22 protein-coding genes and 1 other RNA gene are annotated in these 25547 nt (G+C 56.6%); 12 read left to right on the forward strand and 11 right to left on the reverse strand.

The window, feature by feature from the left end; all coding sequences use genetic code 11:
- Positions 1 to 9: 9 nt before the first annotated feature.
- Together M8014_RS21505 and M8014_RS21510 are read right to left on the reverse strand one after the other, a co-directional pair.
- Entirely contained in the window at positions 10 to 405 is a 396-nt protein-coding gene (locus M8014_RS21505; protein ID WP_271284397.1) for a YraN family protein, read from the reverse strand.
- Positions 363 to 2405 (reverse strand): penicillin-binding protein activator, encoded by a 2043-nt coding sequence (locus M8014_RS21510; RefSeq protein ID WP_271284398.1) that lies wholly within the window; start codon positions 2403 to 2405, stop codon positions 363 to 365. Before M8014_RS21510 ends, M8014_RS21505 begins: the two co-directional genes overlap by 43 nt.
- Before the next feature lie 62 nt (positions 2406 to 2467).
- Between M8014_RS21510 and rsmI the strand changes: the two genes are divergently transcribed.
- Positions 2468 to 3331, forward strand: coding sequence for a 16S rRNA (cytidine(1402)-2'-O)-methyltransferase (gene rsmI / locus M8014_RS21515; protein ID WP_271284399.1), 864 nt, complete (start codon positions 2468 to 2470; stop codon positions 3329 to 3331).
- Positions 3332 to 3436: 105 nt separating this feature from the next.
- On the opposite strand, the gene M8014_RS21520 is transcribed toward rsmI, so the two are convergent.
- The 8 genes from M8014_RS21520 to garD all read right to left on the reverse strand — a co-directional run bounded on the left by M8014_RS21520 (position 3437) and on the right by garD (position 11477).
- The gene (locus M8014_RS21520) at positions 3437 to 4210 is read right to left on the reverse strand and encodes a DeoR/GlpR family DNA-binding transcription regulator (RefSeq protein WP_271284400.1); all 774 of its coding nucleotides are present in this window, start codon (positions 4208 to 4210) and stop codon (positions 3437 to 3439) included.
- A 110-nt stretch (positions 4211 to 4320) separates the two neighbouring features.
- Positions 4321 to 5364 (reverse strand): galactitol-1-phosphate 5-dehydrogenase, encoded by a 1044-nt coding sequence (gene gatD / locus M8014_RS21525; protein WP_271284401.1) that lies wholly within the window; start codon positions 5362 to 5364, stop codon positions 4321 to 4323.
- Positions 5365 to 5406: 42 nt separating this feature from the next.
- On the reverse strand, positions 5407 to 6780 hold the full coding sequence (locus M8014_RS21530; RefSeq protein WP_271284402.1) for a PTS galactitol transporter subunit IIC: 1374 nt from the start codon (positions 6778 to 6780) through the stop codon (positions 5407 to 5409).
- Positions 6781 to 6784: 4 nt separating this feature from the next.
- The gene (gatB, locus tag M8014_RS21535) at positions 6785 to 7069 is read right to left on the reverse strand and encodes a PTS galactitol transporter subunit IIB (RefSeq protein ID WP_271284403.1); all 285 of its coding nucleotides are present in this window, start codon (positions 7067 to 7069) and stop codon (positions 6785 to 6787) included.
- Between the two features lie 28 nt (positions 7070 to 7097).
- Complete coding sequence (gatA, locus tag M8014_RS21540; protein WP_271284404.1) at positions 7098 to 7565, reverse strand: PTS galactitol transporter subunit IIA; 468 nt, start codon at positions 7563 to 7565, stop codon at positions 7098 to 7100.
- Between the two features lie 14 nt (positions 7566 to 7579).
- Positions 7580 to 8851, reverse strand: a complete 1272-nt coding sequence (gene gatZ, locus M8014_RS21545) for a tagatose-bisphosphate aldolase subunit GatZ (RefSeq protein WP_271284405.1) — start codon at positions 8849 to 8851, stop codon at positions 7580 to 7582.
- Positions 8852 to 8873: 22 nt separating this feature from the next.
- Positions 8874 to 9728, reverse strand: a complete 855-nt coding sequence (locus tag M8014_RS21550; protein WP_271284406.1) for a tagatose bisphosphate family class II aldolase — start codon at positions 9726 to 9728, stop codon at positions 8874 to 8876.
- A gap of 177 nt (positions 9729 to 9905) precedes the next feature.
- Positions 9906 to 11477 (reverse strand): galactarate dehydratase, encoded by a 1572-nt coding sequence (garD, locus tag M8014_RS21555; protein ID WP_271284407.1) that lies wholly within the window; start codon positions 11475 to 11477, stop codon positions 9906 to 9908.
- A gap of 414 nt (positions 11478 to 11891) precedes the next feature.
- Here garD and M8014_RS21560 point away from each other — a divergent pair, with 414 nt between their 5' ends.
- From M8014_RS21560 to M8014_RS21610, 11 genes are all read left to right on the forward strand, one after another.
- Complete coding sequence (locus M8014_RS21560; RefSeq protein WP_271284408.1) at positions 11892 to 13226, forward strand: MFS transporter; 1335 nt, start codon at positions 11892 to 11894, stop codon at positions 13224 to 13226.
- Between the two features lie 15 nt (positions 13227 to 13241).
- Positions 13242 to 14012, forward strand: coding sequence for a 2-dehydro-3-deoxyglucarate aldolase (gene garL, locus M8014_RS21565; protein WP_271284409.1), 771 nt, complete (start codon positions 13242 to 13244; stop codon positions 14010 to 14012).
- Between the two features lie 30 nt (positions 14013 to 14042).
- Positions 14043 to 14933, forward strand: a complete 891-nt coding sequence (gene garR, locus M8014_RS21570; protein WP_271284410.1) for a 2-hydroxy-3-oxopropionate reductase — start codon at positions 14043 to 14045, stop codon at positions 14931 to 14933.
- Positions 14934 to 14993: 60 nt separating this feature from the next.
- Positions 14994 to 16139, forward strand: coding sequence for a glycerate 2-kinase (gene garK / locus M8014_RS21575; protein ID WP_271284411.1), 1146 nt, complete (start codon positions 14994 to 14996; stop codon positions 16137 to 16139).
- A gap of 32 nt (positions 16140 to 16171) precedes the next feature.
- An RNA gene (gene rnpB, locus M8014_RS21580) (RNase P RNA component class A) lies at positions 16172 to 16549 on the forward strand.
- A gap of 653 nt (positions 16550 to 17202) precedes the next feature.
- On the forward strand, positions 17203 to 18141 hold the full coding sequence (gene tdcA, locus M8014_RS21585) for a transcriptional regulator TdcA (protein WP_271284630.1): 939 nt from the start codon (positions 17203 to 17205) through the stop codon (positions 18139 to 18141).
- A 99-nt stretch (positions 18142 to 18240) separates the two neighbouring features.
- The gene (gene tdcB, locus M8014_RS21590) at positions 18241 to 19230 is read left to right on the forward strand and encodes a bifunctional threonine ammonia-lyase/L-serine ammonia-lyase TdcB (RefSeq protein WP_271284412.1); all 990 of its coding nucleotides are present in this window, start codon (positions 18241 to 18243) and stop codon (positions 19228 to 19230) included.
- A gap of 11 nt (positions 19231 to 19241) precedes the next feature.
- Positions 19242 to 20573 carry a threonine/serine transporter TdcC gene (tdcC, locus tag M8014_RS21595; RefSeq protein WP_271284413.1) on the forward strand — a complete coding sequence of 444 codons (1332 nt, stop codon included), beginning with the start codon at positions 19242 to 19244 and terminating at the stop codon, positions 20571 to 20573.
- Positions 20574 to 20602: 29 nt separating this feature from the next.
- Positions 20603 to 21811 (forward strand): propionate kinase, encoded by a 1209-nt coding sequence (gene tdcD / locus M8014_RS21600; protein WP_271284414.1) that lies wholly within the window; start codon positions 20603 to 20605, stop codon positions 21809 to 21811.
- Positions 21812 to 21826: 15 nt separating this feature from the next.
- Complete coding sequence (gene pflB / locus M8014_RS21605; RefSeq protein ID WP_271284415.1) at positions 21827 to 24121, forward strand: formate C-acetyltransferase; 2295 nt, start codon at positions 21827 to 21829, stop codon at positions 24119 to 24121.
- A 190-nt stretch (positions 24122 to 24311) separates the two neighbouring features.
- The gene (locus M8014_RS21610; protein ID WP_271284416.1) at positions 24312 to 24722 is read left to right on the forward strand and encodes a Spy/CpxP family protein refolding chaperone; all 411 of its coding nucleotides are present in this window, start codon (positions 24312 to 24314) and stop codon (positions 24720 to 24722) included.
- 48 nt (positions 24723 to 24770) lie between these two features.
- On the opposite strand, the gene M8014_RS21615 is transcribed toward M8014_RS21610, so the two are convergent.
- Positions 24771 to 25472, reverse strand: coding sequence for a pirin family protein (locus M8014_RS21615; RefSeq protein WP_271284417.1), 702 nt, complete (start codon positions 25470 to 25472; stop codon positions 24771 to 24773).
- Positions 25473 to 25547 lie beyond the last annotated feature (75 nt).

Below are 25547 nucleotides of genomic sequence, written 5' to 3' on the forward strand. Positions count from 1 at the left end.
CGATCTGATTTACGCGTCTTCGCCGAAGGCGTTTTTGAACCATTCGATGGCGTTTGGGGTGAAGGCTACCACATCGAACCGGCAATCCACAGTATCAAAGCTCCCATTATGCCGGGCAAGCCACAACTGAGCGGTGTGTAATAATTTTTGCTGCTTGGCCCGGGTGACGCTGGCGGCAGCGCCGCCATACTGTGATGACTGGCGGTAGCGCACCTCGATAAACACGATCGTCGGGCCGTCTTGCATAATGAGGTCAATTTCACCGCCGCGCCCGTGAATGTTCGCGGCGATAAAACGCAGTCCTTTGCGCTCAAGCCAGCGACGCGCCTGTAACTCCCACGCGTCGCCGGTCTGTTTACGGGTTAACTGGCCGGAATGACCTGTCCCTGCTGGTATTTGAGCCATGATAACTTCCTGTTAATCACGCAGTCCTGAGTAGCGGTGAGATCGCCGGTGTTGCCGTTAATCTGGAAGCCCGGCACCTGGCGCATCTGGGTGAAGTGATTTGCCAGCGCCCAGGCGTCAACGCCCATGGCGTACAGGCGTGCCAGCGAGTAGTCGTTACGCACGCTACTGAGCGCCTGCTGCATCAGCTGTGGGTTGCTGCCCGCAAGCATCGGGATTTCGCTGTACTGCAGGCCTTCCATTTCAAGACGGAAGTCCGGCCCGGCGGTGCCCTGTGCGCTGCGGGAGCTGGCATACAGCGTGGCGCCGCTCTGGCTGCCGTTACGCATGGCAATCATCGGTTTGATAAAGGCGATCTCGTCCGGGGTGGCCACGATATACGCCGCGTCCACGTTGTTGCCTCCGCTGATTTGCGCGTCGGTCGGCGGGGCCGGGATCGTCAGCCCACCGACGGTTACGCTCTGCTGCTGGGGCAGGCTGGACGCGATGGGGCTGCCGCTCAGGGCAATGCCGGAACCGCCGTTAACGCCCATTTTCAGCTCAGACAGCGAGCCAAATTTTTGCTGCAGGACAATGCCGCCGCCCAGCTGTTGCCACTCGTTGGCAAAGGCGGTGGTGACACGTTCACCGAGCTCACTGCGCGGGGTCAGCAGCAGCGGTGCCTGTTTCCCCTGCTGGTGGATGTGGCGCGCGGCATCCCGGGCTTCATCTTCTGGCGACAGGGCGAAGTAGCAGACGTTTGGACGGTTCTGCACCTGCTCGGGCTGGTTCAGCGCCAGCACGTTCAGCGGGGTATTACTTTTCATCAGCTCTTCGACGTTACCTTTCAGCAGAGGGCCAACCACGATACTGGCTCCGTCCTGCTGAACCTGAGCCAGCAATTGGCTCAGCGGTTGCGTGCTGGTGTCATACACCTTCAGCTCGGCAGCCGGGTTAGCGGCAACGGGTGACTGGCTCGCGGGCTGGGTAGCCTGGGTGGTGGCAGGGGCCTGCACTGGCTCCTGCTCGCTGTTTTGCGGCGCGGCGACAGGCTGGGTGCCGGTCAGATCGCCGGTTTCCGCTGCGGACGGGCTAACCACATCGCCTGCGTTGGCGGCCTGCGCCACCTGGGCCGGTATGGCGTCGCCTGCAACGGCGGAGGTGCCATTTTTCGCGGCTTCAAAACCCTGCTGGATAGTGCGGCCAAAGACGGCGGCCTGGCCGCTCAGCGGCAGCAGCAGCGCAATCTTGCTGGTGGAGGCAGGCTTGAAGTTCTGCACATTCACCAACTGCGTGGGCAGCAGGGTCGCCCCTGGGTTGTTCGGATAGCGGGTTTGCCAGTCACGGATCCCGGCTTTCAGCATATCCGGGTCGTTGCGGTTATCGAACCAGACGCGCTGCAGATCCAGCCAGCCCTGCAGGACATTTTCATCGGCGTTGATCACCAGCGCGTTGGCCTGATCCGGGTTCATGGCGGAGAGCGCCTGCCAGGTGGCATCGATATTTTTCTGTTTATCGGCCCCGGCAAGCAGCGGCTCCTGAGCGATCAGGGCACGCAGCAAGGTCAGGGAAGGACGCCCTTGTTCCGCGGCAATGCCAACCTGCCAGAAACGGGCCTGCTGGTTTTTATCCAGCGCGCTGATGTCGATATCCGCGAGGATCTTTTTCGCCCCAGCGGCATCGTTCTGCGCAACCTTCAGCTCGGCGGCCAGCAGCGACTGCTCGCGGCGCTGGCTGTCGCTTAAGGTTTGCGGCAGTTGGTTAAACAGTTCGGCGGCCCGCTGGGTTTTACCTTCTTTCAGCAGTGCACGAATGGCGAGTAATTGCCAGTTGATCCGGGTATCATTTGAGCTCTGCTCCATCTGGTGCAGGTAGAAGCCGGAATCAGCCTGCGCTGTACCCTCCATGTGGGCAGCACTCTGATCGGGCGCCTGCGTACCGCAGCCAGCAAAGATAAGGGCTGCCAGCACCAGCGGAAGGCTGCGCGTGACTTTCTTACGAAGAAACGTTAAGGGTACCATACTGTATCCAGTGATATTTTTTACGCAATGCTCAATATTAAATCGGCAATACGGATGAAACAATGAAACAACACGAAACGGCAGATAATTCTCAGGGTCAGCTCTATATTGTACCTACTCCTATCGGGAATTTGTCTGATATTACCCACCGTGCGCTGACCGTATTGCAAGACGTTGATCTTATTGCGGCTGAAGACACCCGCCATACCGGCCTGTTGCTGCAACATTTCGCGATTAATGCCCGAATGTTTGCCCTGCACGATCACAATGAGCAACAAAAAGCCGATACCCTGGTGGCCAAGCTGAAAGAGGGGCAGAACATCGCGCTGGTCTCTGACGCCGGGACGCCGCTGATCAACGACCCTGGCTATCATCTGGTGCGCACCTGCCGCGAAGCGGGCATCCGGGTGGTGCCATTGCCAGGACCGTGCGCCGCCATCGCCGCGTTAAGCGCCGCGGGCCTGCCGTCAGACCGTTTCTGCTACGAGGGCTTCCTGCCCGCTAAATCGAAAGGCCGTCGTGATGTGCTCAAGGACCTTGAAGCCGAACCGCGCACGCTGATTTTCTATGAATCCACCCACCGCCTGCTGGAGAGCCTGGAGGATATGGTGGCCGTCTGGGGGGAGGCGCGCTATGTGGTGCTGGCGCGTGAACTGACCAAAACCTGGGAAACCATTCACGGCCTGCCGGTCGGCGAGCTGCTGGCCTGGGTGAAAGCGGATGACAACCGCCGCAAGGGTGAGATGGTGCTGATTGTCGAAGGGCATAAAGCGACAGAGGATGCACTCCCTGCCGACGCGCTGCGTACCCTCGCACTTCTGCAGGCCGAACTGCCGCTCAAGAAAGCGGCAGCGCTGGCGGCAGAAATCCACGGCGTGAAAAAGAACGCGCTGTATAAGTATGCCCTGGAGCAGCAGGGGGAATAACTCAGTACGCTGAGTTAAACCTTCTGACAGGGCGCGATATGTCGGAAAAAATGTCGGAATAAAAAGCGCGCCTGGCAGGTCATGCGATAACCTGCCAGCGCATATTCAGACAATAATCACGTCGGCGTCACTCTTGCCCAGTAACTCTCTGTCGCGTTGGCCGATCCCCTCATCCGTAATCACGCAGTTAATCTTCTCCATCGGCAACACCTGGTTAAAGCCGCGGCGGTTGAACTTGCTCGCATCCAGCACGGCAATCACTTTATGCGCCGCCGCCGCCATCACGCTGCTGATGGAATAGCCTTCGTTAAAGGTGGTGATGCCGTTGGTGGTATCGATGCCGTCGGCGCCGACAAACATTAAATCGGCGCTGATGCCGGCCAATGACCGCTCGGCAATGGTGCCGTGCATCGAGTGAGTCTTATGGCGCACGGTGCCGCCGCACACCACCAGGGTGATGTCTTTGTTGTCGGACAGCGTAAAAGCTGCGGGCAGGCTGTTGGTGATCACCGTGATATTGGCTTTTTTCGCCAGCCCTTCTGCAATCAGCATGGTGGTGCTGCCGCTGTCGAGGATCACCGTCATCCCCTCTTCAATCATTGCCACTGCCGCGAGGGCGATGCGCTTTTTCGGGTCGCTGGCGAGGCTGTAGCGATCTTCCAGCATCACTTCCTGGCTTTCGCTTTCCGCGAGGTTGCTGCCAGGTCGGGCCGCGCCACCGTGGAAGCGCGTCACCAGTCCTTTCTCTTCCAGCAGACGCAGGTCGGCACGGATGGTGACTTCGGAGATGCCAAAAGAATTCGAAAGGTCGAGCACCAGCACGCTGCCGTTGGCATTCACCAGATCGACGATTTTGTTCCTTCGCTCAAATGAGTTCATTTTGATTTGCCTGATAATTAACTTACTCCAGTTTAATCGAAGGGATGCGAAAGGTGAACGCTAGCGTTCGAAAGTAAATGTGAGCCAGCTCCGGTTGCTGGCTCGTGGGCTCAGCCCAGGCGCAGCAGGATTTTGCCCTGCATCGGGGATCCATTCAGGGATTGGATGGCATGAGCGAAACTTTCGCTGTCGCCGATATGGGCAATCAACGGCGCCAGCTGCAGTTTTTTCTCGGTGAGCAGCCGCGCCGCCGTCTCCCACTCAACGCCTGGCCATGGGGCGGAGTAGTTCATCCAGCTGCCGAGCAGGGTCAGCTCTTTACGCAGGATCTGCCCGAACGTTCCGGCCGATAACGTCAGGTCATGGTGCAGAGTGCCCACCAGCGCCATCTGTGCGCGCGGGCCAGCGATATCAATCGCCAGCGAGACGGTTTGCGGTGTCCCGGCGGTTTCCAGAATCAGCTGGTCGAAGTGATTTTCCTGTAGCCCGGCGTGGATCTCAGCGGCACTCAGCGTTTTGCTGTTGAACACCTGGGTCGCGCCAAGCGAGGAGGCGAGGGCCAGCTTGTCCTCGTTAATGTCGATAGCCGTCACGCTGCGCGCGCCCAGGGCCTGCGCGCACTGCATCGCCAGCAGGCCAATGGTGCCCGCACCGACAATCACCACGTTTTTACCCTCACAGCCCTGCGCCAGATGGAACGCGTGCAGACCGACGGTGATCGGTTCGATAAAAGCACCGTCCTCAATGGGCATATCGGCAGGCAGGCGGTACAGGTTGGCGCGCTTCACCACGATAAACTCCGCGTTGCCCCCCTCGCTGCGTGAGCCGACAAACTGATACTGCTTACACAGCGAGAAGTAGCCTTTTTCACACTGCGGGCAGGAAAAACAGGGCAGCAGCGGTACGCAGGCGACCGCGTCTCCCGGGGTTAGATCGTCAACCTGAGAGCCGGTTGCTTCAACGTAGCCGCTAAATTCGTGTCCGAGGGTGATGGGGTAATAGTGGGCCCCTTTGGCGAAAATACGCGGGATGTCAGATCCGCACAGTCCGGAGCAGACAATGCGCACCAGCACATCATCTGCGTCCTGAATCTGAGGCACAGGACGTTCTTCAACGCGCACGCTGCCCTCAGCGTGAATTACCACTGATTTCATGATTCACTCCAGAAAAAAGAGGGGAGCGTCGCTCCCCGGGTATCAAGATACGGTCTGGCTTTGCTGGCGGGTGGCCTGTTTTTCTGCCGCGACAAAGCTGCGGGCCCGACGCCAGGTGAGCAGTACGCCCGTGAGATAGATGACGGCGATGACGATAAAGCCGACCACGTTTTGCCAGGTGAAGAGCTGGATCAGCAGCCAGGTGACCGGCGAGCCCCCCTGATCCATCGAGGCCACCAGGCCACCCGCTTTCAGCGCGCCGGCGTTTTGCGCCAGCTGCGTGTGCAGGCCGATGGTCTGGGTGGCGATCCACAGGGTGATGCTCATAATGATGACGCCGGAGATCAGCGTGCGGAACAGGTTGCCCTGATGCACTGCCACAGCCATTGCCACGAAGAAGCCGATGGTGGCCAGGTCGCCAAACGGCAGGACCTGGTTGCCCGGCACCAGCACCGCAATCAGGATGGTGAGCGGGATAAAGATCAGGCTGGCGGAGACCACCGCGGTGTGGCCCAGCAGCAGCGCCGGATCGAGACCGATGAGGAACTCCTGGCCGCCAAATTTTGCCTGCAGGCGCTTGCGGGCATGTTTAGCGATCGGGTTCAGACCGTCCATGATCGGTTTAATCACTCTTGGCATCAGCAGCATCACCGCTGCCGTTTTCACTGCCAGCTGCAGCACGCCTTTCGCGTCGTAACCGGCCAGCAGACCGATCGCCAGCCCCATCACAAACCCGACGGTGACCGGCTCGCCAAAGGGTCCGAAGCGTTTCTGCACGTCGTCGGCATTAAAATGGATGCGGTTAAGCCCAGGGATTTTTTCGATGATCGTATCGACCAGCACCGCGATCGGCCCGAGGTAAGCGGAGGAACCGTGAGGGATGGCAATGCCGTCGAGGCCGAAAAAGTCTCGCGTGTCTTTGGCAAACCAGTCGCCCAGCTTGTAGACAAACGCCGCGTGCACCACCACGCCGAGGATCCCCAGCCAGTACGAGCCGGTCGCCAGATGCAGCATCGCGCCGGTAAAGGTCATGTGCCAGATATTCCAGATATCGACGTTCACCACTCGCGTCATGCGGGTCACCAGCATCAGGATATTCACCCCGATGGCAATGGGAATGGCGACCAGCGCAATCTGCGAGGCCCAGGTCATCGGCGACGATCCTGGCCAGCCCACGTCCACCACGTGCAGGTTAATCTGGAACTGTTCCGCCATCGCTTTGGCGGCGGGTCCGATGGAGTCGAGCATCAGGCCGATCACCAGCCCAATCCCGACAAAACCGATCCCGATATGTAGCCCCGATTTAAAGCAGTCGCCGAGCTTCATCCCCAGCAGCTTCGAGAAGATGATGATCACTAAAGGCAGCATCACCGTCGGCCCCAAATCGAGGATATAACGCATGATTTCGTTAAACATGGCCTTACCCCTTGAGGATGGTCAGGATTTTTTGCTGCAGGGCTTCAATGCCGACGCCGGAGATAAACGGCATCCCGTGTACCACCGGAATATCGCCAAAGGTGCGGTCAACCTTCGCGGTGGTGCAGATCAGATCCGCCCCGTCCATGTAGGTTTCGATCTCATTGACCCGACACTGCACCAGATCGAGGGTGATATGGTGGGCATCGCACAGCTCTTTGATCTCTTCTGCGGCCATGGTCGAGGTCGCAACGGCACCGCCACAGGCAACAATCACTTTACGTTTCATAGGGTACTCCTTCTTATTATTGGTGTGTTTATGAGGCCTGTTTGCAGGGTTCAGCGGTCAGGATAGATTCCTGAAACAGTGCCGCCAGCTGGTGGTCAGGCGCGGCAAGCAGCGCCGTAAGCGTGGCTGGGTTCTGTAGCTCACTAAATAACCGACGCAGCAGGGTGAGCTGCGCCGCAGGGTTTTCAACGATCAGCGCGATGATGAGTGACACGGCGATCTCCGCATCATCGTCTGCCTGTTGAAAATTCACCGGGTGGTCCGGACGAATCAGGTAAATGGCCGGTTCTTTCGCGTGGATGGCCTCGCAGTGCGGAATGGCAACCGCATGCTGCTCCAGGGCAATACCGGTGGGGAAGAACGCTTCCCTTTCCAGCAGCGCGGTAGGGTACGTGGCATGAACCACCCCTTTCGCCAGCATCTCTTCGCCAATATGGGCCAGCGCCTGCTGGCAGGTGGCGAAGGCAATGCCGGTACGGACAAACAGTTTGCTCATGGGTTCTCCGGTTTTCAGGCAGCGTCAGGGGCGCAGCCGTAGCGGTAGGCGCGCAGCACGTCCTGGATTTTATCGAGGATAAGATCCTGCGGCGTGGCCGAGAGCGTCTGGGCGGTTAAGCGTTCAAACTGCACCGGCAGGTACTGGCTGACAAGCCCCAGCGGCAGGGTCAGGTTGCCGAGGTTGGCGATCAGTTTGTCCACGCTCTGGCGAATGCGCGGGTGCGGCCAGTAATAGCGAATGCGGTCCGACAGGCTAAAGTGAATATCCACCATCGCCTGACTCCAGGTCGGGCGATAGTATTTTTTCCAGTAATCCGGTTCGTTCAGCATGACTTCATCGATCACCTCCAGCACCCGGCTGCGGTTCTCCGGGGCGATGAGGGCCTCTTCCATCTGCGCGAGGGCAAAAATCGCTTCGCGCAGGGCGAAGGTGAGGGCCGGGCCAACCTTCAGGATTGCAAAGTGATCGCGCACCAGCGCCCGGTATGCCTGGCGTGACTGGTAGTCGGTGGAGTGTGCTTCGTAGACCATCGGGGTCTGGCGGATCCAGCCCGACAGCGCTTCGGCAGCGTGCGGCTGATAGTGGATAATCTGCGTATGGTCGAACTCCACGCCGGGCTGCACGACGATGCCGATAACGCGCTCCATCGCCGCATCCAGCCCCAGAGCGTGAAATGCCTGCTGGTGGGTTTCCAGTGTGCGGACGGCATCCTCCACCCGGGTGACGTGCACGCTGTCGATGCTGCCGGCTTCCCCGCCCGGGACCGGTACTTCGGTGCCAATCACATAGGTCAGCGCCGCTTTTTGCGCATCAGTGGCGGTCTCTTCCGCGGCCTGACATAAGCGCGCTGCCCGCTGGGCCACCACGACGGGATCCAGCGGCACCGGATCGTCGGCGCAGGACATCGACGCATCAAGATGGATCTTGCTAAAGCCTGCCGCTACGTAAGCCTCGATCAGCGCAACGGCTTTCTCCATTGCCGCCTCTGCGGGTTCGTTCTGCCAGCAGTTAGGCCCCAGATGATCGCCGCCGAGGATCAGTCGTTCCGTGGGAAAACCCACTCTGGCGGCAATGGTCAGCACGAAATCGCGGAAGTCGGCAGGCTTCATGCCGGTATAGCCGCCAAATTGATTGACCTGATTGGACGTCGCTTCAATCAGCACTTGATTGTCGGTCGGCAGGTCGAAGCGCAGGGCGGCTTCAATCACCAGTGGATGCGCTGAACAGACCGAACAAATCCCGAGATGTTCTCCCGCCTTGTGACGGGCAATAATATTTTTCACCGTTTCCTCCGGTTAGCGTGGTTTACAGTTTGCCTTCACAGCCGCAGTCATTAATGACTTTGCGTACCACCTCTTTCATGGCGGCTTTGGCGGGGATCATGTAGTGGCGTGGATCGCTGGCATCAGGATGGACGGCAAGGTAGGTTTTCAGCGCGTCAGAGAAAGCGATTTTCAGCTCCGTGGCGACATTAACTTTGCAAATACCCAGACCGATTGCGCGGCGAATGTCGGCCGTCGACAGGCCCGACGCGCCGTGCAGTACCAGTGGGACATCAACCTGACTGCGGATTTCCGCCAGGCGCTCAAAATCGAGTTTTGGCGTGGCGGTATAGAGACCATGGGCGGTGCCGATGGCGACGGCAAGGGAGTCGATGCCGGTGAGCGTGACGAATTCCCGGGCCTGTTGCGGATGGGTATACAGCGCATCTTTGCTGTCGACCACCAGGTCATCTTCCTGACCGCCGAGACGCCCTAGCTCCGCTTCGACGCTAACGTCATAGCGATGGCAGTAGTCTGCGACCCGTTTCACCAGCGCGACGTTGTCGGCAAACGGCAGGTGGGAGCCGTCGATCATCGCCGAGCGTATTCCCGCCTGCACTTTCTGCGCGATATCGTCGAAATCTTCATGATGATCGAGGTGGATCGCCAGCGGCTGGTTGTACGTTTTCGCCAGATCGCCGGCGATGGCAATAATGTTGCCGGTACCGGCGTAGCTGAAGGTACCCGGCGTGCCGGCAACAATCAGCGGGGAACGCAGCTCGGCTGCCGTTTCCACCACCACCTGCAGTGTTTCAAGGTTGTGAATATTGAACGCCGGAACGGCATAACCGCCGTATCGGGCCTTCGTCAGCATCGCTTTGGTCGAAATGATGTACATCCTTCCTCCGAAACCTTTCGTTTATTTACTTCGAAAGAAGATATAGTGTTTCGGAATGCTTTTTTGTGATTGGTATCGTAAAAACGAAAGAATCGAAAGTGAAAGGAAGGTTGCGAAAGAATGAAAGGCAAAAAAAAAGCATGGCCGAAGCCATGCTAAAGGAGGTTTACAGCATTATCAGGTCACAGGTGCCGGGTTAAATACCGCCAGCTGGTTGTGAAGTCCCCATTGATCCGAGAAGGTTTTCTTACGTCCGCTCGCCACATCCAGAATGAAGTGGAACAGCTTCCAGCCCACGTCCTCGATGCTCTCTTCGCCGGTGGCGATCGTGCCTGCGTTGATGTCCATCAGATCATACCAACGGTTGGCAAGTTCAGTGCGGGTCGCCATTTTGATAACCGGCACCGCCATCAGGCCGTACGGCGTGCCGCGACCGGTGGTGAACACCTGAACGGTGATCCCAGAGGCCACCTGCTGGGTGCCGCAGACAAAATCGCTGGCCGGGGTGGCAGCATAAATCAGGCCGCGTTTGGTTGGCCGTTGGCCCGGTGAAAGCACTTCGACGATAGGGCTCTGGCCGGATTTGGCAATCGAGCCCAGTGCTTTTTCCACCACGTTGGCGAGGCCGCCTTTCTTATTGCCCGGAGACGGGTTAGCACTGCGGTCGGTCTTGCCCATGTCGAGATAGTTGTCGTACCAGGCCATCTCTTCAAGCAGGCGTTTACCCACCTCTTCGTTAATGGTGCGCGGGGTTAACAGATGGATGGCGTCGCGCACTTCGGTCACTTCCGAGAACATCACCGTGGCGCCGCAGCGCACAAACAGGTCGGAGGCATAGCCCACCGCCGGGTTAGCTGTCACGCCGGAGAAGGCGTCGCTGCCGCCGCACTGGGTACCCACTACCAGCTCTGACGCCGGGCAGGTTTCACGCTTGCGCTGGTTCAGCTTCGCCAGATGACGTTCCGCAACCTGGAGGATGTCATCCACCATCGAGCGGAAGCCGACGTGCTGCTCATCCTGCAGACGCACAATACTGGCGCTGTCTACCGGGATCGCCTGCACGTCTTCAGTGCCCTGCAGCAGTTTTTCGGGCTGGAGTTTCTCGCAGCCGAGGCCCACCACCATCACTTCGCCGCCGAAGTTTGGGTTCAGGGCGAGGTTGTGGATGGTGCGGATCGGCACAATCGCCGCCGGGGCGTTAATCGCTACGCCACAGCCGTAAAGGTGGTTCAGGCCGACGACGCCGTCGACGTTCGGGTATTGTGGCAGCAGATCGCGCTCGATGATCTTCACCACATAGTCGACTACGCCGGCGACGCAGTGCACGCTGGTGCTGATGCCCAACAGGTTTTTGGTGCCGACGCTGCCGTCCGCATTGCGGTAGCCTTCAAAGGTGTAACCTTCCAGCGCAGGCAGCGCTTCCGGCATGCGGGTTGCCAGCGGCAGGGTATTGAGCGGCGGGGCTTCCGGCAGCGAGACCAGCGATTCGTCAATCCAGCTGCCCTGCGGGATCGCGCGCACCGCGTAACCGATCACTTCGCCGTAACGCACGATTTCGCCATGTTGGGCAATATCGACCAGCGCCACTTTATGACCTTGTGGAATATGCTCGATAAGTTCGAGTCCGTCCGGGAAACGCGTTCCGGCTTTTAACCCATGATCATTAACAATAATCGCCACGTTATCGGTCTCATGCACCTTAATATAAAACGCGGTTGGCGACTCTTGTCGAATTTCGATATCGGCCATTTTCCAGTATTCTCCAACAAGTGGTAGATAATTAATGTGTAAAAGAGTGCGTATATTTTCTTGTGGTCGGAAATAAAGACTCTGCTCAGTGGAATAAAGAATGTCAGGCGCGGCGAATTGAAAACGTGATCAAGATCACTCATTTTTGACATCAGATCCCGCCAGGGCAGGGTAATGCATAAATCTGTGCATCAGCGCCCAGGGGTTTGTGCATATGCTCAAAATATTATTGTTACACCACTCTAAAATTGAGCAATGCAACAGTGCGGAGGGTAGGGGTGTTGATTATACTCAATAACGATTTCAATGCGTCTGGTTAATTACCTGATATTGCCTGCTATCGATAAATAATCAGGAATGCCTCTTTCTTAAAATAATAAAAATAACGACATCGATGTGCCAGAGGAAATAAAAATGTTGCTGGATACTACCGTGAGTGCAAAAAAGGGTACACCTACCCGCTACCTGATTCTGTTAATTATCTTTATTGTTACTGCGGTCAATTACGCCGACCGCGCGACGCTCTCTATTGCCGGTACGGCAGTGGCCGAAGAACTGCATTTAAGCGCGGTGGAGATGGGGTATATCTTCTCCGCCTTCGGCTGGGCCTACCTGCTGATGCAGATCCCCGGCGGCTGGCTGCTGGATAAGTTTGGGTCGAAAAAGGTCTATACCTACAGCCTGTTCTTCTGGTCGCTGTTTACCTTCCTGCAGGGCTTTGTCGACTTCGTCCCGCTGGCGTGGGCCGGTATCTCCATGTTCTTTATGCGCTTTATGCTGGGCTTCTCCGAAGCGCCGTCGTTCCCGGCCAACGCCCGTATTGTGGCGGCCTGGTTCCCGACCAAAGAGCGCGGCACCGCATCGGCGATTTTTAACTCCGCCCAGTACTTCTCGCTGGCGCTGTTCTCTCCGCTGCTCGGCTGGCTGACCTTTGCCTGGGGTTGGGAGCATGTCTTTACCGTGATGGGTGTGATTGGCTTTGTGCTGACCGGCCTGTGGGTGAAGTTAATCCATAACCCAACCGATCATCCGCGGATGACTGCCGAGGAGCTGCAGTTCATCAAGGACGGCGGCGCGGTTGTCGACATGGATCATAAAAAGCCGGGCGATAAAGCGGCAAGCGGTCCTAAGCTGCATTACATCAAACAATTACTGTCGAACCGCATGATGCTGGGCGTGTTTTTCGGTCAATATTTTATCAACACCATCACCTGGTTCTTCCTCACCTGGTTCCCGATTTATCTGGTGCAGGAAAAGGGGATGTCGATTCTGAAGGTCGGTCTGGTGGCTTCGATTCCGGCGCTGTGTGGTTTTGCCGGTGGTGTACTGGGCGGCGTGTTCTCCGATCATCTGATCAAGAAAGGCAAGTCGATTACCCTGGCGCGTAAGCTGCCGATTGTGCTCGGCATGTTGCTGGCATCCACCATTATTCTGTGTAACTACACCAACAACACTGCGCTGGTAGTGGCCCTGATGGCGCTGGCATTCTTCGGTAAAGGTTTTGGTGCCCTGGGCTGGCCGGTGATTTCCGATACCGCGCCAAAAGAGATTATCGGCCTGTGCGGCGGTGTGTTTAACGTCTTTGGCAACGTAGCGTCAATCGTCACGCCGTTGGTGATTGGCTATCTGGTCAGCGAACTGCACTCGTTCAACGCAGCGCTGGTCTTCGTAGGGTGTTCAGCGCTGATGGCGATGTTCTGCTACCTGTTCGTAGTGGGCGACATCAAACGTATGGAATTGCAGAAATAAGCAAAGGTATAAACGATGAGTAACGATATTTTCCCGAACAAATTTAAAGCGGCCCTCGCGGCAAATCAGATTCAGATCGGCTGCTGGTCCGCACTGGCAAGCCCAATCAGCACCGAAGTGCTGGGGCTGGCAGGTTTTGACTGGCTGGTGCTGGACGGTGAACATGCTCCGAACGACGTCACCACGTTTATTCCGCAGCTGATGGCGCTGAAAGGCAGCAACAGCGCGCCAGTGGTTCGCGTCCCGACCAATGAGCCGGTGATCATCAAGCGCCTTCTGGATATCGGCTTCTACAACTTCCTGATCCCGTTTGTGGAAAACGTGGAAGAGGCGGTGCAGGCGGTGGCGTCCACCCGCTATCCACCGGAAGGGATCCGCGGCGTGTCGGTTTCCCATCGTGCCAATATGTTTGGCACTGTGCCGGACTACTTCGCTCAGTCGAACAAGAACATCACCATCCTGGTCCAGATTGAAAGCCAGCAGGGCGTGGACAACGTTGATGCAATTGCCGCCACTGACGGCGTAGACGGCATCTTCGTCGGCCCAAGCGACCTGGCGGCGGCCTTTGGCCAACTCGGCAATGCCAACCACCCGGAGGTGCAGCGCGCCATTCAGCATATTTTTGCCCGCGCGAAAGCCCATGGTAAACCGTGCGGCATCCTGGCTCCGGTTGAGGCCGATGCCCGTCGCTATCTGGAATGGGGTGCGACCTTCGTTGCCGTCGGCAGCGATCTCGGCGTCTTCCGCTCTGCGACCCAGAAGTTAGCTGATTCCTTTAAAAAATAACCACCACTGAATAAAGAGAGAGACGCAATTATGACACTGAAAGTTGGTTTTATTGGCCTGGGTATCATGGGTAAACCAATGAGTAAAAACCTCATTAAAGCAGGTTACTCACTGGTGGTTTCTGACCGCAATCCTGAGGTGGTGGCCGAGCTTATCGCCGCAGGTGCCGAGACCGCGACCACCGCAAAAGGCATTGCCGAGCAGTGTGATGTGATCATCACCATGCTGCCAAACTCCCCGCACGTGAAAGAGGTGGCGCTGGGTGAGAACGGCATCATCGACGGTGCAAAACCGGGTACCGTACTGATCGACATGAGCTCCATCGCTCCCCTGGCGAGCCGCGAAATCAGCGATGCGCTGAAAGTAAAAGGCGTGCAGATGCTGGATGCGCCGGTCAGCGGTGGTGAACCGAAAGCTATCGACGGCACCCTGTCCGTGATGGTGGGCGGCGACAAGGCGATTTTTGACCAGTATTACGACCTGCTGAAAGCGATGGCCGGTTCCGTGGTGCACACCGGGGATATTGGTGCGGGTAACGTCACCAAGCTGGCAAACCAGGTGATTGTGGCGCTGAACATTGCCGCAATGTCCGAAGCGCTGACCCTGGCCACTAAAGCGGGCGTCAACCCGGATCTGGTGTACCAGGCCATTCGTGGTGGTCTGGCCGGTAGCACCGTGCTGGATGCCAAAGCGCCAATGGTCATGGATCGTAACTTCAAGCCAGGATTCCGTATTGATTTGCACATCAAGGATCTGGCGAACGCCCTGGACACCTCCCACGGCGTCGGCGCGCAGCTGCCGCTGACCGCCGCTGTAATGGAAATGATGCAGGCACTGCGTGCTGACGGTCATGGCAACGACGACCACAGCGCTATCGCGTGCTATTACGAAAAACTGGCGAAAGTCGAAGTCTCTCGCTAACAAAAACGGGCGCGGTAACGCGCCCGCTATTTTTGCCTCAAGCGGTAACAGGCTATAACTATGAAAATCGTAATCGCCCCTGACTCTTATAAAGAAAGCCTGTCTGCCACCGAGGTAGCGCAGGCGATAGAAAAAGGCTTTCGGGAAATCTTTCCCGATGCAGAGTATGTTTCTGTTCCCGTTGCAGATGGCGGAGAAGGAACGGTTGAAGCGATGATTGCTGCCACTCACGGCACGGTACAGCACGCAGTCGTGACCGGGCCGCTGGGCGAAAAGGTCGATGCCTGCTGGGGGATTTCCGGCGATGGCGTGACGGCCTTCATTGAGATGGCCGCGGCGAGCGGACTGGTGCTGGTTCCACCGGCGCAGCGCGACCCCCTTATCACGACTTCCCGCGGTACCGGGGAGCTGATCCTTGCGGCGCTGGATAAAGGTGCGCGCAATATCATTATTGGGATTGGCGGCAGCGCCACCAACGACGGCGGTGCCGGGATGGTGCAAGCCCTCGGCGCAAAACTGACCGACGCTAATGGCACTGAGATCGGCCACGGCGGCGGCAGCCTGATGGCACTGAACAACATTGATATTTCGGCGCTCGATCCGCGCCTCAAATCCTGCGCAATTCGCGTGGCCTGCGACGTGAGCAATCCGCTGGTCGGCGAGCAGGGTGCATCCCGGATCTTCGGCCCGCAGAAAGGGGCCACCGAAGCGATCATCGTCGAACTCGACAACAACCTCGGGCATTTTGCCGACGTGATTAACGCCTCACTGCACATCGACGTCAAAAACGTCCCCGGTGCGGGCGCGGCAGGCGGTATGGGCGCGGCGCTGATGGCTTTCCTCGGTGCAGAGCTGAAAAGCGGCATCGAAATTGTCACCCAGGCACTCAACCTCGAAGAACATATTCATGACTGCACCTGGGTAGTGACCGGTGAAGGGCGGCTGGACAGTCAAAGCATTCATGGCAAAGTCCCGGTGGGCGTGGCGAGTGTCGCCAAAAAGTACCATAAGCCGGTGATTGGTATCGCAGGCAGTCTGACCAACGATGTGGGTATCGTGCACCAGTATGGCATCGACGCGGTGTTCAGCGTCCTGACCCGTATCAGCACCCTGGAAGAGGCGTTCCGCGGCGCGTTTGACAATATTTATCGCGCCTCGCGCAATATTGCCGCCACCCTGCAGGTAGGGATGCGCACGGAAGGGTGACAGCAGCGGCTAAACCCTCTATACTGCGCGCCGAAGCTGACCAGACAGTCGCCGCTTCGTCGTCGTCCCTTTCGGGGGAGACGGGCGGAGGGGAGGAAAGTCCGGGCTCCATAGGGCAGGGTGCCAGGTAACGCCTGGGGGGGAAACCCACGACCAGTGCAACAGAGAGCAAACCGCCGATGGCCCACGCAAGTGGGATCAGGTAAGGGTGAAAGGGTGCGGTAAGAGCGCACCGCGCGGCTGGTAACAGTCCGTGGCACGGTAAACTCCACCCGGAGCAAGGCCAAATAGGGGTTCACAAGGTACGGCCCGTACTGAACCCGGGTAGGCTGCTTGAGCCAGTGAGCGATTGCTGGCCTAGATGAATGACTGTCCAACGACAGAACCCGGCTTATCGGTCAGCTTCACCTCTTCAAGAGAAACCCGCTTCGGCGGGTTTTTTGCTTTCTGGCATCCCCCTGAGAGATGAACCAATTCTCATATTTGCGACAATAAGCACATTTCACTGTTTTTAGTTAAAACTTCACCCTGTACTAAATGTGAGTGGTCTGCATCACAAAATTACGCGCTATAAAATCGCCATTTTCCAGTGTTAAGTTGATGTTGTCTTTGTTGCGTGTTCGTGATGACTTTTGTCATTCATTAACTATATATTGATGTTCAATGCATTTGCCTCATGAATGATGTGATGCGCGCCACGCTTTATTCCCGCTCAACCGTTTAATGATTAACTTATTTGATAATTTACATCTTTTTTTACTTAGATTAACGACTATTTATTACTCTTTAATTGCCTGAAATATCACCTTTACTGCGCGAGTAAATTGTCATTAGGCCTCCGAGGTTATCGCCATAAAATAAATTTATCTCGGCGGTTTTTGTTGATCAATATCAGGCAAAATAGCGGTGTGTTAATTTTAAGATGTTGTTTTTTAAAGCTTAATTTAGGTTTTTTAGTGGGGCTCTATAAAAGGAAAAGTAATTTGTGAGTAACAGCACATACCCTCGTTATCAATAATGGTTAGAATTCTGCATCGGGATAAGGAAATAAGCGCAGAATATGATGAACACTATTATTCTACCGAAGACGCAGCATCTGGTCGTATTTCAGGAAGTCATTAAAAGTGGATCTATCGGGTCTGCTGCCAGACAGCTGGGTCTGACGCAGCCGGCGGTCAGCAAAATCATTAATGATATCGAATCCTACTTCGGCGTTGAGCTGATCGTGCGTAAGAACACCGGCGTGAAGCTGACCAGTGCCGGGCAGACCTTACTCGCGTACTCCGAATCCATCACCCGTGAAATGAAGAACATGGTCAGCGAGATGAACACGCTGAGCTTTAGCACCGTTATCGATGTGTCGTTCGGCTACCCGTCGCTGATTGGCTTTACCTTTCTCTCCAGCATGATCAAGACGTTCAAGGAAGTGTTCCCGAAAGCGCGCGTATCAATGTTCGAAGCGCAGCTCTCCTCCTTCCTGCCTGCGATCCGCGACGGCAGACTGGATTTTGCTATTGGCACCCTGAGCGATGAAATGCTGCTGCAGGATCTGCACGTTGAGCCCCTGTTTGAATCTGAGTTTGTGCTGGTGGCTAGCCGTTCACGAACATGCACCGGCCCGACTACCCTGGCATCGCTCACCCATGAGCAGTGGGTGATGCCGCAAACCGATATGGGCTACTACAAAGAACTGCTAACCACCCTTCAGAACAACCACATCAGAATTGAAAACATCGTCCAGACCGACTCCGTTGTCACTATCTATAACCTGGTGCTTAACGCCGATTATCTCACGGTGATCCCGCGCGACATGATTGCGCCATTCGGTTCGGATCAATTTGTTGTACTGCCGGTCGAAGAGAAATTACCTGTTGCGCGCTATGCGGCGGTATGGTCCAAAAATTACCGTATTAAAAAATCCGCTTCGGTATTAGTCGAACTTGCGAAGCAATATTCTGCTCAGAATAGCGAAAGGCGAAAACAACCCGAAATAGCAGAATAAGTAATCCAACGATAAAGATATACACCTCAGGCGAATATCAATGGTTCGTCGATGGCTGGATTTTGTCTACAGAACATTAATGATTATAAAGAGGATTATATGCACATTACTTATGACCTTCCGGTAACGATTGAAGATATTCAGGCTGCCCGCAAACGACTGGCTGGAAAAATTTATAAAACCGGTATGCCGCGATCTAATTATTTAAGCGAACGTTGCAAAGGTGAAATATACCTCAAATTTGAAAATATGCAGCGTACCGGCTCCTTTAAAATTCGCGGTGCGTTTAATAAGTTAAGCTCGCTGACCGAAGCGGAAAGACGCAAAGGCGTGGTGGCCTGTTCTGCGGGTAACCATGCGCAGGGTGTATCGCTCTCCTGCGCGATGTTGGGCATCGACGGTAAAGTGGTCATGCCGATGGGCGCACCTAAATCCAAAGTCGCCGCCACGCGTGACTACTCGGCAGAGGTGGTGCTCCACGGCGATAACTTCAACGACACCATCGCCAAAGTCAGTGAAATCGTTGAAATGGAAGGCCGGATCTTTATCCCACCGTACGACGATGCATTCGTCATCGCCGGTCAGGGAACGATTGGTCTGGAAATCCTGGAAGACCTGTACGACGTGGATAACGTGATTGTCCCCATTGGCGGCGGCGGATTAATAGCCGGTATTGCCACGGCGATTAAATCCATTAACCCAACCATCAATATTATCGGCGTTCAGGCTGAAAATGTGCACGGCATGGCGGCCTCGTATTATGCCGGGGAAATTATGAACCACCGCACCACCGGGACATTAGCCGACGGTTGCGATGTCTCCCGTCCGGGTAAAATAACGTTCGAAATCGTGCGCGAATTAGTGGATGACATCGTTCTGGTCAGCGAAGACGATATTCGCAACAGCATGGTGGCCCTGATTCAGCGAAATAAAGTGGTTACCGAAGGCGCAGGCGCGCTGGCTACGGCGGCGCTATTAAGTGGCAAACTGGACCACTATATTCAGGGCCGGAAAACCGTAAGCATTATTTCCGGCGGCAATATCGATCTCTCCCGCGTTTCGCACATTACTGGCTTAGTTGACGCATAAAAGGATTTCCTATGAGCAATACTGAAAGCATTATCGTTGGCCAGACAAAAACGTCGTCCTGGCGAAAATCCGATACCACCTGGACACTCGGATTATTTGGTACGGCGATTGGGGCCGGGGTTTTATTCTTCCCTATCCGCGCCGGGTTTGGCGGCCTGATCCCTATTTTACTGATGCTGGTGCTGGCCTTCCCGATTGCCTTCTACTGCCACCGTGCGCTGGCGCGTTTGTGCCTCTCGGGCAGCAATCCGTCCGGTAACATCACCGAGACGGTTGAGGAGCACTTCGGCAAAACCGGCGGGGTGGTGATCACCTTCCTCTACTTCTTTGCAATTTGCCCGCTGCTGTGGATTTACGGTGTCACCATTACCAACACCTTTATGACCTTCTGGGAAAACCAGCTCCAGATGCCGGCCCTGAACCGTGGCTTCGTGGCTCTGTTCCTGCTGCTGCTGATGGCATTCGTCATCTGGTTTGGTAAAGACCTGATGGTGAAAGTGATGAGCTGGCTGGTGTTCCCGTTCATTGCCAGCCTGGTGCTGATCTCTCTGTCGCTGATCCCTTACTGGAACTCTGCCGTGATCGACCAGGCGAGCCTGAGCGATATCTCCTTTACCGGGCACGATGGCATTCTGGTTACCGTCTGGCTGGGGATTTCGATCATGGTCTTCTCTTTCAACTTCTCACCTATCGTCTCCTCGTTTGTGGTGTCGAAACGTGAAGAGTACGAAGGGGAGTTTGGTAAAGAGTACACCGAGCAGAAATGTTCCAAAATCATCGGCCGCGCCAGCATGCTGATGGTCGCCGTGGTGATGTTCTTCGCCTTTAGCTGCCTGTTTACGCTCTCTCCGCAGAACATGGCGGAAGCCAAAGCACAGAACATTCCGGTGCTCTCTTACCTGGCAAACCACTTTGCTTCCATGTCAGGTTCGAAATCGACCTTTGCCACCGTGCTGGAATACGGTGCCTCCATTATCGCGCTGGTCGCTATTTTCAAATCCTTCTTTGGCCACTATCTGGGCACGCTGGAAGGGCTGAACGGTCTGGTACTGAAATTCGGCTACAAGGGTGACAAGAAGAAAGTCTCCGTCGGTAAACTGAACACCATCAGCATGGTCTTCATCATGGGCTCTACCTGGGTGGTGGCTTATGCCAACCCGAACATTCTCGACCTTATCGAAGCCATGGGCGCACCGATTATTGCTTCCCTGCTGTGCCTGCTGCCGATGTTTGCCATCCGTAAAGTTCCTGCCCTGGCGAAGTTCAGAGGCAGAACCGAGAACATCTTCGTTACCGTGATTGGTCTGCTGACCATTCTGAACATCGTCTACAAACTGTTCTGATTTGAGCTCAGGATGAGCGGAGTAAAGAGATGAATGAATTTCCGGTTGTATTGGTCATTAACTGTGGATCGTCCTCTGTTAAGTTCTCAGTGCTCGATGCGGCAAGCTGCGACGCGCTGGTAACGGGCCTGGCGGACGGCGTGAATACAGAAAACGCCTTTATATCCGTGAATGGGGGCGAGCCAGTAACCCTGGCTCGCAAGGACTACGAAGGGGCGCTGGCAGCCATCGCCCTCGAGCTGGAAAAGCGCGACTTGATGAGCAGCGTGGCCTTAATCGGCCACCGCATTGCCCACGGTGGCAGCCTTTTCAGTGAGTCCACCCTGATCACTGAGGCGGTAATTGACCAGATTCGTCAGGTGTCTCCCCTGGCGCCGCTCCACAACTACGCCAATCTCAGTGGCGTGGAAGCGGCGCAGCATCTTTTCCCTGGCGTACAGCAGGTGGCGGTGTTTGACACCAGCTTCCATCAGACGCTGCCGCCACAGGCCTATCTGTATGGCCTCCCGTACCGCTATTTTGAAGAGCTGGGCGTGCGCCGCTACGGTTTCCACGGTACCTCACACCGCTATGTTGCCCAGCAGGCGTATGCACTGCTGGATCTGCCGCAGGATGACAGCGGGCTGGTGATTGCTCACCTCGGCAACGGGGCGTCGATTTGTGCCGTGCGAAACGGTCAGAGTGTGGATACCTCGATGGGCATGACCCCGCTGGAAGGGCTGGTGATGGGCACCCGCTGCGGCGATGTCGATTTTGGCGCGATGGCGTGGATTGCCCAGCAAACCGGGCAATCGCTTGAGGATTTGGCCCGCGTGGTTAACAAAGAGTCCGGCTTACTTGGGCTCTCCGGCCTGTCGTCCGACCTGCGCACGCTGGAAAAAGCCTGGCACGATGGACACGAGCGCGCGCGCCTCGCCATCGAGACGTTCGTGCAGCGTATCGCCCGACACATCGCCGGGCACGCGGCTTCCCTGCACCGACTGGACAGCATTGTCTTTACCGGCGGCATTGGCGAGAACTCGGTGCTGATCCGCCAGCTGGTCACGGATCGTCTCCGGGTATTCGGTATCGAACTGGATCCTGCCCGCAATGCCCTGCCAAACAGTGAAGGCGAGCGGGTGATCACCGCCGCCGCCTCCCGCGCCGTCTGCGCGGTGATCCCTACTAACGAAGAAAAAATGATCGCGCTGGATGCCCTCCGTCTTGGAAAGGTGAGTCTGGCTGCGGCGTATGCCTGATACAGAGAGAACATCATGAAAGTAACAATGGATACCCGTGTCGCCCCTTACAGCGACGCGTGGGCCGGCTTTCGCGGCAACGACTGGCAAGACAGCATTAACGTGCGCGATTTTATTCAGCACAACTACACCCCCTACGAGGGGGACGAATCCTTCCTGGCGCAGGCCACGCCTGCCACGACGGCATTGTGGCAGAAGGTAATGCAGGGCATTCGTCAGGAAAACGCCACCCACGCCCCGGTCGATTTCGACCTCAACGTAGCAACCACCATTACCGCCCACGGACCGGGCTATATCGACAAAGAACTTGAAACGGTGGTGGGGCTGCAAACGGATAAGCCGCTTAAGCGTGCCCTGCACCCGTACGGCGGGATCAACATGATCCGCAGCTCGTTTGAAGCCTACGGTCGCGAAATGGATCCGCAGTTCGAATACACGTTCACCCATCTGCGTAAAACCCACAATCAGGGCGTGTTTGACGTCTATTCGCCGGAGATGATGCGCTGCCGTAAATCGGGCGTGCTCACCGGCCTGCCGGACGGTTACGGTCGTGGGCGTATTATCGGTGACTATCGCCGTGTGGCGCTGTACGGCATCAGCTATCTGGTGCGTGAGCGCGAACTGCAGTTTGCCGATCTGCAGTCGAATATGGAGCGCGGCGTGGATCTGGAAGCGACGATCCGCCTGCGTGAAGAGTTATCGGAACATAAGCGCGCGCTGCTGCAGATCCAGCAGATGGCTGCGAGTTATGGATGCGATATTTCCCGTCCGGCAATGAACGCCCGGGAAGCGGTGCAGTGGCTCTATTTCGCCTATCTGGCGGCGGTGAAATCGCAAAACGGCGGGGCGATGTCGCTGGGGCGTACGGCGACCTTCCTCGATATTTATATTGAGCGCGACATGCAGGCGGGGCGTCTGAACGAGATCCAGGCTCAGGAGCTGATCGATCATTTCATCATGAAGATCCGCATGGTGCGCTTCCTGCGCACGCCGGAGTTCGACACCCTGTTCTCCGGCGATCCGATCTGGGCAACGGAAGTGATCGGTGGGATGGGGCTGGATGGCCGCACGCTGGTGAGCAAGTCGTCGTTCCGCTATCTGCACACGCTCCACACCATGGGGCCAGCACCGGAGCCGAACCTGACCATCCTGTGGTCTGAACAACTGCCGATCGCCTTTAAGAAATACGCCGCAGACATGTCGATCGCCACCTCGTCGCTGCAGTATGAGAACGACGATCTGATGCGCGTCGATTTTGACAGCGACGATTACGCCATTGCCTGCTGCGTCAGCCCGATGGTGATCGGCAAGCAGATGCAGTTCTTTGGCGCACGCGCCAACCTGGCGAAAACGCTGCTGTACGCGATCAACGGTGGGGTGGACGAGAAGCTCAAAATCCAGGTCGGGCCGAAGACCGCACCGCTGCTGGACGATGTGCTGAACTACGACACCGTCATGGCGAGCCTCGATCACTTTATGGACTGGCTGGCGGTGCAGTACGTGAGCGCGCTGAACCTGATCCACTACATGCATGACAAATACAGCTACGAAGCTTCGCTGATGGCGCTGCACGACCGCGACGTGCATCGCACTATGGCGTGCGGAATGGCGGGGCTCTCCGTGGCGGCAGACTCCCTGTCGGCCATCAAATACGCCACCGTCAAACCGGTGCGCGACCACACGGGCCTGGCGGTCGATTTCGTCATCGAAGGCGAGTACCCGCAGTACGGCAACAATGATGACCGCGTGGACAGCATCGCCTGCGACCTGGTTGAGCGCTTTATGAAGAAGATTCAGGCGCTGCCAACCTATCGCAACGCGGTGCCGACCCAGTCAATTCTGACCATCACCTCCAACGTGGTGTACGGCCAGAAGACCGGCAATACGCCAGACGGTCGTCGTGGCGGCACGCCGTTTGCGCCAGGGGCGAACCCGATGCACGGGCGCGACCGTAAAGGCGCGGTGGCCTCGCTGACCTCGGTGGCAAAGCTGCCTTTCACCTACGCCAAAGACGGTATTTCGTATACCTTCTCCATCGTGCCGCAGGCGCTGGGTAAGGACGAAGGGATCCGCAAAACTAACCTGGTGGGGCTACTGGACGGCTATTTCCACCACGAAGCGTCCATCGAAGGCGGGCAGCATCTGAACGTCAACGTCATGAACCGGGAGATGCTGATGGATGCGATTGAACATCCAGAGAACTACCCGAACCTGACGATCCGCGTGTCGGGCTACGCGGTGCGCTTTAATGCGCTCACCCGCGAGCAGCAGCAGGACGTCATTTCACGGACCTTTACTCACGCGCTGTAAGTCCGATCCTGTCACCACGCCCCCTTTCTGTAAGGGGGCTTTTTTTGCAGCCTGCCAGGGCAACATCTGTGGATGTGCCTCACTGCCGCCTATACATACACAATTGTTTATATACTTCATCACAGACCGACATCCGCAATTGCAAAATACTTCCCGGGTTCTTCACTGACAGATAATTAAGGAATATGAAATGAAAAAGATTTTCCGTATCGCTCTGATGACGGCCACCCTGGCGGGCTTTACTGGTATGGCGCAGGCGGCAGACGTCGCAACTGCACCAGAGCCAGCACAGGATCCGATTGTTCAGCAGTTGAAGCTGAGCAACGATCAGGTCACGAAGATCAAAGCCCTGCACAAGCAGCTGGAAGAAAACGTCTTCAAAATCCCAACCACCAATGTGAAAGAAGGGGTTTTGATTGATGTGATCCAGTCCGGCAAGTGGGATGAAAAAGCGGTTAAAGAGCAGCTGGCAGCGTTCAGCCGGATTGAAGAGCAGGCGCGTTACTATCGCGTGAAATATTACTTCGATGTGAGCAAGATCCTGACGGCAGAACAGCGTGCCGAGGTCCGATCGCAAATCGCCCAGGCTCTGAGCGAGTAAGCAGTCCGTGCTTGCCGGGTGAGTGTCAACATACCCGGCAGCACAGGATCAGACCGGCAAATCAATCAGCAGCGCACGCAGCGGCGTGTCGGCCACCAGGGTAATATTCGCTTCATCGCGGATAAACGCCCCGTCACCGCAGGTCAGCGCCTCTTTTTCTTCCGCAGAGGTTAACGCATGCACCGTCCCGTGAATGGATTGCAGGTAGGCGCGCGGTCCGTGGAGCTGGAAGCTCAGGCGCTCACCTTTATCCAGTTCGATATGATGCAGCCACACCTGCTGGCGCAGTTGCAAACTGTTCGCGCTGGCGTCCGGTGAAGCCAGCAGCTGCTGCTTACCCCCCTGTAAATCAATCTTCTGCACCGGCGGATTTTCCCGTTCCGGGCAGGCATCCAGCCACAGCTGCAGGCGGGTCAGCGTTTTATCTTTGCTGAGGTTATGCTCGCTGTAGCTAATGCCCGGCTGGGTGGCGATCAGCAAGGCTTCGCCCGCTTTCGCCTGCACATGGTTGCCTTCGCTGTCGCGGTACTCGGCTTCGCCTTCAAGAATGAGGTTCAGGATATCCACTTTCGGATAGGTGCGCGGCTGGAAGGAGGCGCCAGGTGCTAGCACCTCCTGATTTAACACGCGCAAAGAGGCATAGCCCAACAGCTTCGGGTCAAAGTAGTGGCCAAAGGAAAAGGTGTAGCGGGCCTGCAGCCAGCCGAAATCGGCTTGTCCGCACTGTTTAGCTGTTCTTGTCGTAATCATAATTCTTGACCTCTCTTTACACTAAAACAATGGTAAAGGTATGGACGCTGCATTGTTAGCCAGATATTCTGCCCG

Origin of the sequence: Silvania hatchlandensis (assembly GCF_025564065.1) — a bacterium.
GTDB classification, from domain to species: Bacteria; Pseudomonadota; Gammaproteobacteria; order Enterobacterales; family Enterobacteriaceae; genus Enterobacter; species Enterobacter hatchlandensis.

What these genes read in the sequence shown, in the direction of transcription:
- M8014_RS21505 (WP_271284397.1), bottom strand. Translation starts at nt 405, where the DNA reads ATGGCTCAAATACCAGCAGGGACAGGTCATTCCGGCCAGTTAACCCGT.
- M8014_RS21510 (WP_271284398.1), bottom strand. Translation starts at nt 2,405, where the DNA reads ATGGTACCCTTAACGTTTCTTCGTAAGAAAGTCACGCGCAGCCTTCCG.
- rsmI (WP_271284399.1), top strand. Translation starts at nt 2,468, where the DNA reads ATGAAACAACACGAAACGGCAGATAATTCTCAGGGTCAGCTCTATATT.
- M8014_RS21520 (WP_271284400.1), bottom strand. Translation starts at nt 4,210, where the DNA reads ATGAACTCATTTGAGCGAAGGAACAAAATCGTCGATCTGGTGAATGCC.
- gatD (WP_271284401.1), bottom strand. Translation starts at nt 5,364, where the DNA reads ATGAAATCAGTGGTAATTCACGCTGAGGGCAGCGTGCGCGTTGAAGAA.
- M8014_RS21530 (WP_271284402.1), bottom strand. Translation starts at nt 6,780, where the DNA reads ATGTTTAACGAAATCATGCGTTATATCCTCGATTTGGGGCCGACGGTG.
- gatB (WP_271284403.1), bottom strand. Translation starts at nt 7,069, where the DNA reads ATGAAACGTAAAGTGATTGTTGCCTGTGGCGGTGCCGTTGCGACCTCG.
- gatA (WP_271284404.1), bottom strand. Translation starts at nt 7,565, where the DNA reads ATGAGCAAACTGTTTGTCCGTACCGGCATTGCCTTCGCCACCTGCCAG.
- M8014_RS21550 (WP_271284406.1), bottom strand. Translation starts at nt 9,728, where the DNA reads ATGTACATCATTTCGACCAAAGCGATGCTGACGAAGGCCCGATACGGC.
- garD (WP_271284407.1), bottom strand. Translation starts at nt 11,477, where the DNA reads ATGGCCGATATCGAAATTCGACAAGAGTCGCCAACCGCGTTTTATATT.
- M8014_RS21560 (WP_271284408.1), top strand. Translation starts at nt 11,892, where the DNA reads ATGTTGCTGGATACTACCGTGAGTGCAAAAAAGGGTACACCTACCCGC.
- garL (WP_271284409.1), top strand. Translation starts at nt 13,242, where the DNA reads ATGAGTAACGATATTTTCCCGAACAAATTTAAAGCGGCCCTCGCGGCA.
- garR (WP_271284410.1), top strand. Translation starts at nt 14,043, where the DNA reads ATGACACTGAAAGTTGGTTTTATTGGCCTGGGTATCATGGGTAAACCA.
- garK (WP_271284411.1), top strand. Translation starts at nt 14,994, where the DNA reads ATGAAAATCGTAATCGCCCCTGACTCTTATAAAGAAAGCCTGTCTGCC.
- tdcA (WP_271284630.1), top strand. Translation starts at nt 17,203, where the DNA reads ATGAACACTATTATTCTACCGAAGACGCAGCATCTGGTCGTATTTCAG.
- tdcB (WP_271284412.1), top strand. Translation starts at nt 18,241, where the DNA reads ATGCACATTACTTATGACCTTCCGGTAACGATTGAAGATATTCAGGCT.
- tdcC (WP_271284413.1), top strand. Translation starts at nt 19,242, where the DNA reads ATGAGCAATACTGAAAGCATTATCGTTGGCCAGACAAAAACGTCGTCC.
- tdcD (WP_271284414.1), top strand. Translation starts at nt 20,603, where the DNA reads ATGAATGAATTTCCGGTTGTATTGGTCATTAACTGTGGATCGTCCTCT.
- pflB (WP_271284415.1), top strand. Translation starts at nt 21,827, where the DNA reads ATGAAAGTAACAATGGATACCCGTGTCGCCCCTTACAGCGACGCGTGG.
- M8014_RS21610 (WP_271284416.1), top strand. Translation starts at nt 24,312, where the DNA reads ATGAAAAAGATTTTCCGTATCGCTCTGATGACGGCCACCCTGGCGGGC.
- M8014_RS21615 (WP_271284417.1), bottom strand. Translation starts at nt 25,472, where the DNA reads ATGATTACGACAAGAACAGCTAAACAGTGCGGACAAGCCGATTTCGGC.